The organism is Aestuariivita sp., from assembly GCF_021404545.1.
GTDB lineage: Bacteria > Pseudomonadota > Alphaproteobacteria > Rhodobacterales > Rhodobacteraceae > Aestuariivita.
The window spans coordinates 84,712-94,377 of the sequence record NZ_JAAWWD010000041.1 but is presented as its reverse complement, the minus strand read 5'-3'; the positions used below and the strand labels follow the sequence as shown (position 1 = coordinate 94,377).

General features: G+C 63.3%; 8 protein-coding genes. 2 read left to right on the top strand and 6 right to left on the bottom strand.

The genetic code is table 11. From position 1 onward, the window contains the following. Positions 1–532, bottom strand: a 532-nt coding sequence (locus HEP69_RS14525) for an FAD-dependent oxidoreductase (protein WP_290559263.1), incomplete at its 3' end; no start/stop codon positions are given. Positions 533–614: 82 nt separating this feature from the next. Between HEP69_RS14525 and HEP69_RS14520 the strand changes: the two genes are divergently transcribed. Further along, entirely contained in the window at positions 615–1,220 is a 606-nt protein-coding gene (locus HEP69_RS14520; RefSeq protein ID WP_290559262.1) for a TetR/AcrR family transcriptional regulator, read from the top strand. 70 nt (positions 1,221–1,290) lie between these two features. On the opposite strand, the gene HEP69_RS14515 is transcribed toward HEP69_RS14520, so the two are convergent. Then, positions 1,291–2,013 carry a hypothetical protein gene (locus HEP69_RS14515; protein WP_290559261.1) on the bottom strand — a complete coding sequence of 241 codons (723 nt, stop codon included), beginning with the start codon at positions 2,011–2,013 and terminating at the stop codon, positions 1,291–1,293. A 208-nt stretch (positions 2,014–2,221) separates the two neighbouring features. Beyond that, the gene (locus HEP69_RS14510; RefSeq protein WP_290559260.1) at positions 2,222–3,451 is read right to left on the bottom strand and encodes an AraC family transcriptional regulator; all 1,230 of its coding nucleotides are present in this window, start codon (positions 3,449–3,451) and stop codon (positions 2,222–2,224) included. Positions 3,452–3,724: 273 nt separating this feature from the next. Between HEP69_RS14510 and HEP69_RS14505 the strand changes: the two genes are divergently transcribed. Further along, the gene (locus HEP69_RS14505; protein ID WP_290559259.1) at positions 3,725–4,477 is read left to right on the top strand and encodes a MipA/OmpV family protein; all 753 of its coding nucleotides are present in this window, start codon (positions 3,725–3,727) and stop codon (positions 4,475–4,477) included. A gap of 180 nt (positions 4,478–4,657) precedes the next feature. On the opposite strand, the gene cysG is transcribed toward HEP69_RS14505, so the two are convergent. The 3 genes from cysG to HEP69_RS14490 are packed head-to-tail and all read right to left on the bottom strand — an operon-like array spanning position 4,658 to position 9,664. After that, the gene (cysG, locus tag HEP69_RS14500; RefSeq protein WP_290559258.1) at positions 4,658–6,082 is read right to left on the bottom strand and encodes a siroheme synthase CysG; all 1,425 of its coding nucleotides are present in this window, start codon (positions 6,080–6,082) and stop codon (positions 4,658–4,660) included. A gap of 13 nt (positions 6,083–6,095) precedes the next feature. Further along, complete coding sequence (locus HEP69_RS14495; protein WP_290559257.1) at positions 6,096–7,052, bottom strand: glycosyl transferase family protein; 957 nt, start codon at positions 7,050–7,052, stop codon at positions 6,096–6,098. Continuing rightward, a complete protein-coding gene (locus HEP69_RS14490) occupies positions 7,049–9,664 on the bottom strand; it encodes a nitrate reductase (protein ID WP_290559256.1) in 2,616 nt (871 codons plus the stop codon). Before HEP69_RS14490 ends, HEP69_RS14495 begins: the two co-directional genes overlap by 4 nt. Positions 9,665–9,666 lie beyond the last annotated feature (2 nt).

Below are 9,666 nucleotides of genomic sequence, written 5' to 3'. Positions count from 1 at the left end.
CTTCCTCTACCCATAGCAGCCATGGGTCTGGGGGCGGGGCAAGTCTTTCTTGTGGCGCCTTTCGGGCGTTCAAGGGGTTCCAAACGCTGCCCCCTGCCTCGCCCAGGTCGTCCCACGGGGTTGTCCCCCACAGGTAGGTCTGGCGCAGGGCGCGCACCAGCTCCCTTGGGCTGTCCCACTGCAGAACCTGTGCGTCGAGAAGGTCATAGATCTCATCCGCCGAGATCAGATCCTCGCGGGGGATTACCTCGCCCTGCACCACGCAGAGACTGGCGCCGGTTCGAGGCACCGGAGAACAATCGAGCCCCGCCTGACGGGCAAGCTCCAGGACCGCAGTCATGTCGCCATTCACCATCTGCGCGCCACGGTCGAATATGCCGACGCCATCCAGCGCCGTGGTATGAACCCGACCGCCGAGGCGTGAGCGCGCCTCCAGGATCTGACAGCTCAGACCCTGAGCTTCTACCGCGACCGCAGCCGCCAGGCCCGCAGCACCGCCACCGATCACAACAACATTGACACTCTCAATCATCTGTTCCACTCCTGCATATTGTTGAGCGATTGCTCAGTTGAGCAGTTGCTCAATCGCAAAACCTTTGTCAAGGAGCATGTGCATGGCGCGTATTTCCGGCGCTGATCGTCGGCAACAAATCATCGAGGCGGCCCATGAGGTCATCCTTGAAAGGGGGCTCGCGCAGGCCGCCACCCGTGATGTCACACGCCGCCTGGGCGTTGGATCGGGACTGTTGCACCATTATTTCAAGTCCTGGCAGGGCCTGCGAGCCGAGGCGGTGCGCTATTCGGTACTCAGGGAGATTGACGATCTCGAGAAGTCTCTTTCCGAGACTGAGACCGCCCGCGTGGTCCCCCAGTTCATCGACTGGCTGGCGGTGGATGAAGAGATGCGCCATTGGAGCCTGTGGCTGAATGCAATCGACGAGGCGCGTCGCGACCCTGATCTGGCGGTGGTGATCCACGAGGCCTATCGCAGGTGGCACGGTGTCGTCATGCGTGTCCTTGACCGTGTCGTGGCGGGCGGGCATGGGGCCTGCGCGGACACGAGCCTTGTCGCCTGGCGGATCTGCGCGCTGATCGACGGTCTGGCGGGGCATGTGCTGTTGAGTGAGACGGTCATGCCGGTCAAGACCGCAAAAGACATCCTGCGCACCCAGTTCGCGATGGAACTGGCCTGTGATCCAACCGCTTTCCCGGACGGGTGATGCGCCCCGGCCTCGATGTGGTCGGGTACGCCCATTGCTCAAACCCGCCGGACAGCGCCACTCGCCGTTTCTAGTCGCAGCTCTGCGCATGATCCGCCCTCATATTGGCAGTGGTCTTGAGGGCACGGCACAGTCTGGGGTTCGCGGTACGGGTTTCCCGCGGTTTGAAGTAACTGTCGAGAAACGCGATGGAGGCTTGCGCAAGTGCGGCGTACCGCCGTTTTTTGCCCGGCCGGAAATCATGCGTCCCCAACCAACCCAGCACAAAACCCTGTTGGGTGATGTCCTTGAGGGTCAGAACGAAAGGGTCCTGCTGGCGCGCGCTGATCAGCGCATGGATCTCGTGGATCTCCTGGTCGGGCACGATCTGCCGGATCAGCGCGCGTGTCGTGTCGTCGGATGCGCCACCATCCCGGATGATGTCCGCGATCAGCCCGCCGCCGTCGGAAAAGTACGGCCGATGCGGCCTCTCAAGCCGTTCGCCAAATGCCGCGCGGTCGGTTCCATCCATGTTGATCGACGCCAGGCAGACCGGTGCGAGGTTACAGAACCGTGTCGATGCGACCCCGCCAAAGGACTGGCCGATCACGCCGATCCGTGTCAGATCGAGCATCCCCCGCAGATCCGTGTCTGTCCGACCGGTGTTCAGGGACCGCAATTCCGACACAACAGATATGGGGTCCAGCACCCACAGGTCCGGCAAAGCGCGATCGCCGATCCTGTCACATCCCGCCAGGATCAGGACGGTTTTACCGATGCGCAATGCGGTGACGCTTCGCATTTCTGCTCTCATGTGGTCGACCTTTTTGATGACCGGTCTTTTCTGCGCGCGCAGGGTCCGGGCAGCCATGATCCTCGGCCTTCCCGTCCGCACGTTCGAGGGCTAGATGGGCCATGCCGGGCCTTGTGTCGTCTTTCACGATAGGTTCGGACACATCCTTGGAGCCAGAGTCAGTCATCCAGGGGAGCGCGCGTCGGCAGCGGACGAACCGAGAGCCGATCTAAGTCAGCGTACCGGACGGTTCGGGCAGGGCATCGGACGCCTGACCGATGTCGCTCTTACCCCGTCTGCGGAACTGCGACGGGGTCATGCCGGTTTCGCGCTTGAAGGCCTTGTAAAAAGACGACCGCGAGTTGAAGCCGACATCATAAGCCAGGATCAGAATGGTCTCTTGCGATGTGTTCATCCGATCCAGCGCGTCCTTGATACGCCAGCGATTGACATAATCGAAGAAGCTCTCTTCCAGCGTTTCGTTCAGGGTCTGCGACACATAGTTGGAGGTTGCACCAATATGTTGGGCCAAATCCCACAACGACAGGTTCGGGTCCCGGTACATCAGATCGCGGGCCATCGCCCTCTCGATCTTGGCGGCAATTCGCTCGGCATGATCCGTTGTGAGCGCGGAGTTCCTGTATTTGGCGGCATCGGCCGCTTGGTGCCGCCTGTCCTGGCTGCCATCATCGATTTGCCGGACAAGACCCGGTTTCTGACGCAAGCCCCAAAGCGCGATGACCCATATCAGGGCCGCGCTGATCACCTGGCTGAGGATTTCGGCGTGCATCACCGGCGCGGCCCATGGCCAGACCCCGGAAAGTTGCAGCACGATCACGGCAATGTTGAAGAACCAATAAGACGCCACCGCCACGGCAATCCACCACACCCAACCCAATTCGCGCCGTTCAGTACTGGCGAAGAGGTCCTTGAGACGTGAGTTGTAAGTGGTCAGCAACCGGATCGTCATCACGATATAGGTGGCGACCTGAAGGTAATAGAGGACAGCCACCGCATAGACAGAGGCGATCACAAACCCAACCCAGGCTGGGACCTGCGCGGTCCCGTCGATCACCGTCAAGGGCAAGATCAGGTAAAGCCCCGCCACCGCCCCGGCCGCAAGAAGCGGCAAGAGATGAAGCATTCTGTGCGCAATGGCCTCGTGCTCCTCCTCCGATGTCAGGCCGCGCACATAGAGCCAAAAGAGGGGCGCCTGCGTCATTGCAATCGGAAGCGTGAGTGCGTTTGAAAGCCTGGCCAACAATGGGTATGTGCTCGGCCCGGCGATCAGCCCGACCATCGTGAGGATCGAGATCAGGGTCTCGGCCACAAAGAACAGGGCCAGAGGCCAGTAGACGCGCCTGTGGGTCCGCTGCAGAAAGAGAAGTGCCGCGCAGATCAGCGACAGGCCGCACATGAATGCCGCTGATCCGAGCAAAAAGATCTCAGTATTGGTCATGTCTCGGACCCAAGCAAAGACAGAGTTTGGCGGCATCGCACAGATACCGGGGTGCCGCCCAGATGTGTAAGGCCAAGCCTCCTTAATCCATGTTCGGCCCGGTAGGAAAGCACAAGATCGCGTCTGCGCCGGATCCCGCCCCCGCCCTGCGGGCGTGCTGGAAACTGGCCTGATCTGTGGTCCGAAAACGTCCTTCCCGACCCAAAGAGACGACATCGCGACGCAGATTGATCAGAGCGGCACGCATATCACCAATTCACAGGATCGAACAAAATGAAATCCACCCACCCTTTGATGGCGTTCTGCGCCGCAGCGATCATTGTACCCGCATCCGCCTTTGCCGATGGGCTCCTGAGCGGCGGAGAATGGACCATAGGCGCGATTGCGGGCTATTCGAGCGGGTTTTACAAAGGCGAGGACAGCGAACTGGGTGCCGCCCCCCTTCTGTCCTATTCAACCGACCGGCTGAGTATCGGGTTTGATGGGGTCACCTACCGTGCCATTCAGACCGACAGGTTCGAGGCCGCGTTGATGCTTGCTCCCAGGTTGTCGCCCGATTTTCCAGACGATACCCCACTCTTTGATGGGCTGGACCGGGACTCAGCGCTCGATGCCGGTTTCAGCCTCACCTATTCGTCCGACAGGTTCTATGTGTCGGGGTCGATGCTCCATGATATCTCGTCAAAACACGAAGGCTATGAGATCGAGACCAGGATCGGCACCACGGTTCAGGCGGGTCGGGTCGCGATTGACGCGGGTATGGGCGCGCGGCTTCGAGACAGCAAGCTGAGCAACTATCTGGTCGGCGTCTCCAAGGATGAGGCGACGGCCGATCGCCCGGCCTATGATGTGGGCCGGACGGTTGAACCCTTTGTGAGCGTGTCGCTTGCCATGCCGCTGACCGAAAGAACCGCGCTTGTGGGCAGTGTCGAGTACTCCATGCTTGATCGGGAGATCGAGAACAGCCCGCTGGTGCGGAAGGATAACACCTATAGCGTCGGTTTTGGCCTGATCTATAAGTTCTGACGCTGGGTTCGGTCAGGCATAAAGGCAGATTGGCGATGGCAGGCCGGGGCTGCGTGGCTCAGGCTTGCCCGCTGCGCCCGATCATCGGTTCGCCTGAGTGACAGCCGCCGGGATGTGGGGATCGGCCCCAAAGGCAGAGGGATGCAAATCCTATCCGATTAACGGCGTCCAACCGACCTGTCACGCAACGCCACGCAGCGCATTCGTCGCGGGATGTCGTGTGGTGGGCGCGGGCTGTGCAAGGGCGGCTTGTTGATATGGCCAGGTCACGAGGATGATCGCACAGCCGCTGATCTTGTGACGGGCGATCGTGGCATGAAGCTTTGACACAGTGCCGTTGAACACGCGCTCGGTCGGCTTGGAGACATCGACAGCAAGGGTAAATGCCGCATTGGCCGGGCACCCGCTGGTCAACAGCGCGGTCTGGATCTCCTTTGATTTTCGGGTTGCCATGTAAAAGGCTGTGCTGGTGCCCGGTGTGCTCATCCGCACACTCTCGGGCAGGGCCATGCCGTCCGCCCCAGTGCCGGTCGCCAGGACCAGCGTGTCGGACCTGCCGCGTTCAGTGAGGCTTATCCCGGCGCTTGCCGCCGCCGCGCAGGCAGCCGTCACGCCGGGCACGATCTCCACCGCTATACCGCAGGACCGGGCCGCGGCGATTTCCTCGCCCGCGCGGCCAAATATACCTGGATCGCCGGATTTCAGCCGAACGACCTGCCTGCCCTTTTCAGCTTCGGCCACGATCAGGGCATTGATCCGTTCCTGCGGCCAGGCCGAAGCGCCGACCACCTTGCCGACAAAGACACGTGCCGCGTCGCGCCGGGCCAGTTCCAGCACCTCGGGATCCACCAGCCGGTCGTAAAAGATCACATCGGCCTCTTGCAGGCGCGCAACGGCACGCAACGTCAGGAGATCTCTGGCGCCGGGTCCCGCCCCGATCAACGCGATGGAGCCGCCGCTGGCGGCTTCCGGAGCATGCCCCGCCGCAATCGCGGCCTTGATCTGCCTCGCGGCTGCGCGCTCCCGTCCAGAGATCCATGCATGGCGCGGTGCGTCAGAAAAGACCCAACGCCAGAACGCGCGCCTTTGGGCGCGGGGCACGCCGGCGGCGACGGTTCCGCGCAGGCGTCCAGCCAGGGCGGCCAGCCCCCCCAGCGTGGGGGGCAAGGCCTCCTCGATCCGGGTCTTGATCTGGCGGGCCAGCACCGGTGCGGTTCCCTCGGTGCCGATCGCCACGACAACGGGATCGCGATCCACCAGTGACGGCGTCGTCAGATCGCAAAGCGCTGGCTGATCAACGACATTGACCGGGCATCCAGCCGCCCGCGCGAGCGCATGCAGGCTGGCATCGACGCCGGGACATCCCGTAGCGATAAAGGCCATCGCGGCACCGCCAAAGAAGTCCGGCGTGATCGGCCCGCCATGCAGATTGGCGCGCCCTTGCGCCACGATATCGGCCAGTTCGGCATCAAGTGATGGCGCCGCCACCGTGATCTGCGCATCGGTCTTGAGGATCAGGCGGGCCTTTTGGGCAGCCTGTTCGCCGCCGCCGGCAATAACCACCCGTCTGCCGGTGGTGCGGATGAACATCGGAAAGCTTTTCATCGGGAGGTCTCCTTCAGGCGGCGCGGGACCGGGTGCGCCCGGACCAGAGATCTTGGGCCAGGGCGCGCGGTTCGGTCACTCCAAGCGTGTCAAGTGCCAGCTCCGCAGTTCGCAGAACGACCTGCTCGGAAAACGGATCTTCGGATGTGCCCTGCCACAGCCGCCTCAGCCGCGCGGGATCCTTCGGTTCATCGCCCGAAGGTCGAGCCCAGGTGAAAGAGGCGGGACTTACTGCTTGCCAGGGGGTACCCGCCCGCAGACCCAAGCAGGTCGCGGGTTTGGCGGGGTTGCGCTCGAACTCTCCCCCTCCGCCCTTGATCACGGTCAGGCTGCTCCAGCGCAACAGGCGGGCCGCATCCGCCTGCAAGCTGCGGTAGGCCGGGTGGAACACGCCTTGCACGCTTGCCGGGGCACCGGCCGGGTTAAGCATCCGGGCCACCGTATTGATGCAGGAGCGCAGCCCAAGCACATCGCGCAGACGCAAGAGAGCCAAGAGCGGCGGTGACAGGATTTCCAGAGGCAGGTAGGTGATTGCGCCTCGGTCGAGATCCTTGGCGGCGGCACCAATACTCTTTGCCACCGGAATGCCCGCGATTGTCAGACCTGCTCGCACAGCAGGGTCCGCACCGTTCCACCCATGCATCAGCACGCGGTGACCGGACAGCGCCACCAGCTTTGCCGACATCAAGAACCACGGCAACCCACGGCTGCGCCCTGCGGCATAGCTGGGCCAGTCGAGATCGACTGGCGGCAGCGGCCCCAGGCTTGCTTGGACGGTTGTCGCAAAGCCCGCGATTTCATCGGCTGTTTCGCCCTTCATCCGCAAGAGCATCAGGATCGCCCCGACCGCCTCGGGATCGGCCCCGCCCGACAGCATGATCCGCATCGCTTCCCGTGCTTCGGTCGAGGTGAGGCCGCGCGATCGGCCCGGCCCGCGCCCAAGGATATGTACATATGGCGAAAGGTTCATTCCGCAGCCTCCCGGGCGGGGACCGTGGCAAGCAATGCGCCCAATTCGGGTTTGCACGCGCCGCAATTGGTGCCCGCGCCAAGCGCCTGACCGATCTCATCGACGCTCATCAGGCCGTCGGTCTCGATGGCGCGCAGAACCGTGTTCACTCCGACAGACAAACAGGCACACAGTGTGGGCCCCGGGTCGGGCCGATCGGCGGGCGGTCTGCCTGTCAGAATGTCGGGTGCCGGGCCGCCGGTCATAACGCAAAGATAGTCGCGCATCACGGCCACCGGCGTGCGGGACACAAAGAGCGCAGCGCTCAGTCGCCCGTGCTGGTGAAACGCCAGTCGAACCGATCCCCTTGCGGTGTCCTTGATCGATTGAATCCCTGCATCCGGAAGGTCAAAGAGGCGGCGCGCCTCGGCCTCCCAATCGGCAACCTTATGCGTATCGGCCAGTTCCAGGCGCCAACCCCTCTGGGTACGCGCCCGAGCCCAATACGCAGCGCGCGGATGCACAGGCCGGGTCGAGACGGCAAAGCCATACCATTCCGCTGCGAACTGTCTGGCCGCAACCATTGCGGCCTTGCTTTCCGGCTGGCCTGACACAGGATCGGTGACATCGGCAACCACCGCGTCGATCCGTCCCGAGGGGGCGGTTTCGCCGGTCCAATGGATCGGCGCAAAGAGCTGTCCGGGCTTTTGCGCGTCGGTGATCCGCGCGCGCAGGATCGCCTTGCCCTGCGGGCTTTCGAGCGCGACCAGATCGGCCCGCCCGACCCCCAGAGCGGCGGCATCCGTGGGATGGAGATCGACATATGGCTCGGCCAGGTGGGCTGACAGGCGCGCGGCAAGGCCGGTGCGGGTCATTGTGTGCCACTGATCGCGAATGCGGCCGGTGTTCAATCGGAACGGATAGCGCGCCGTGACCCGCGCCGCAGGTGGCCGCCAGCGCAAAGGCAGCATCCGCGCTTTACCGTTGGCGTGAAAGAACCCGCCATGCGTGAAAAAGCGTCCGCTGTGGTGCGCGGCACCTACCGGCCAGCGCACGGGATCGAGACCGTCATAGGCCCGGTCATCAAGGTCGCGCAGGCCTGAAATGTCGAAATCGCGTCCCATCTGGGCGGCCCGCCCCGAAAGTGCCGCATACTCGCGGAAGATCTCTGCGGGGTTATCGTAGTCGAACGCTTCCGGCCACCCCATCCGCCGCCCGACATCGGCAAGGATCGCCCAGTCGTGACGCGCCTGACCAGGGGCCGCCAGAACCGCGCGTTGGCGGCTGATCGTGCGATCCGAGTTCGTGACGGTGCCGGTCTTCTCGGCCCAGCCGGTGGCGGGAAGAACCACATCCGCGCACCGTGCGGTATCTGTCTGAGCGGTGATGTCGCTGATAACCGTAAAGTCACATGCGCCGATTGCCTTGCGCACCGCATCTGCATCCGGCATCGACACGACGGGATTGGTGTGGATGATCCAGAGCGCTTTGATCCCCCCCTGTGCCACGGCGCGAAACATCTCGACGGCCTTGAGGCCCGGGGCGTCAGGCAGAGACGGCGCGTTCCAAAACTCCTGCACAGTCGCGCGGTGTTCGGCGCTTTCCAGATCCAGATGGCAGGCCAGCATATTGGCAAGCCCGCCAACCTCGCGCCCTCCCATGGCATTGGGCTGGCCCGTGACGGAAAACGGGCCCGATCCCAAACGCCCGATGCGCCCCATCGCCAGATGGCAATTCAGGATGGCGTTCACCTTGTCCGTGCCGGACGACGACTGGTTCACCCCCTGGCTGAAGACGGTGACCACCTTGTCCGTGCCCACCCAGAGATCGCAGAACTCCGCGATGTCCTGGCGGTCCAGCCCGGTCACCGAAACATCATCGGCAAAGGCCGCCGTCACCGCATCGTCAAATCCTTCGACATGGGCCAGATACGTGCGGTCCAAGGCGCCGCATTCGTGGATCCGGGTCAACAGATGGTTGAATAGGGCCACGTCACTGCCCGGCTCCAGCGCCAGATGCAGATCGGCGGCATCGCAGCTCGCCGTCCGGCGCGGATCAATCACCGCGATCCGGGTGCCACGCGCCTCGCGCGCCGCCAGAACGCGCTGGTAGAGCACCGGATGACACCAGGCGAGGTTCGACCCCACCAGCACCACCAGATCGGCTTCATCGAGGTCTTCGTAGGTGCCGGGCACCGTATCGGTGCCAAAGGCCCGTTTTTGGCCCGCAACGGTCGAGGCCATGCACAGTCTGGAGTTCGTGTCGATATTGGCCGATCCGATAAAGCCCTTCATCAGCTTGTTGGCGACATAGTAGTCTTCGGTCAGCAGCTGGCCCGAGACATAGAACCCGACGCTGTCGGGCCCATGACTGGCAATCGTCGTCCGAAAGGTCTTTGCCACCAGATCGAGAGCGTGATCCCAACTGGCTTTGGCGCCGTTGATCTGCGGCGTCAGCAGGCGCTCTTCAAGGCCCACGGTTTCACCCAGCGCGGCCCCTTTTGAGCATAGGCGCCCCATGTTGGCCGGGTGGTCGGGATCGCCACGCACCGTCAGCCCGCCTTGCCCGTCGGGGCGCAAAAGCACACCGCACCCCACCCCGCAATAGGGGCAGGTTGAACGTGTTTCGGGCATCC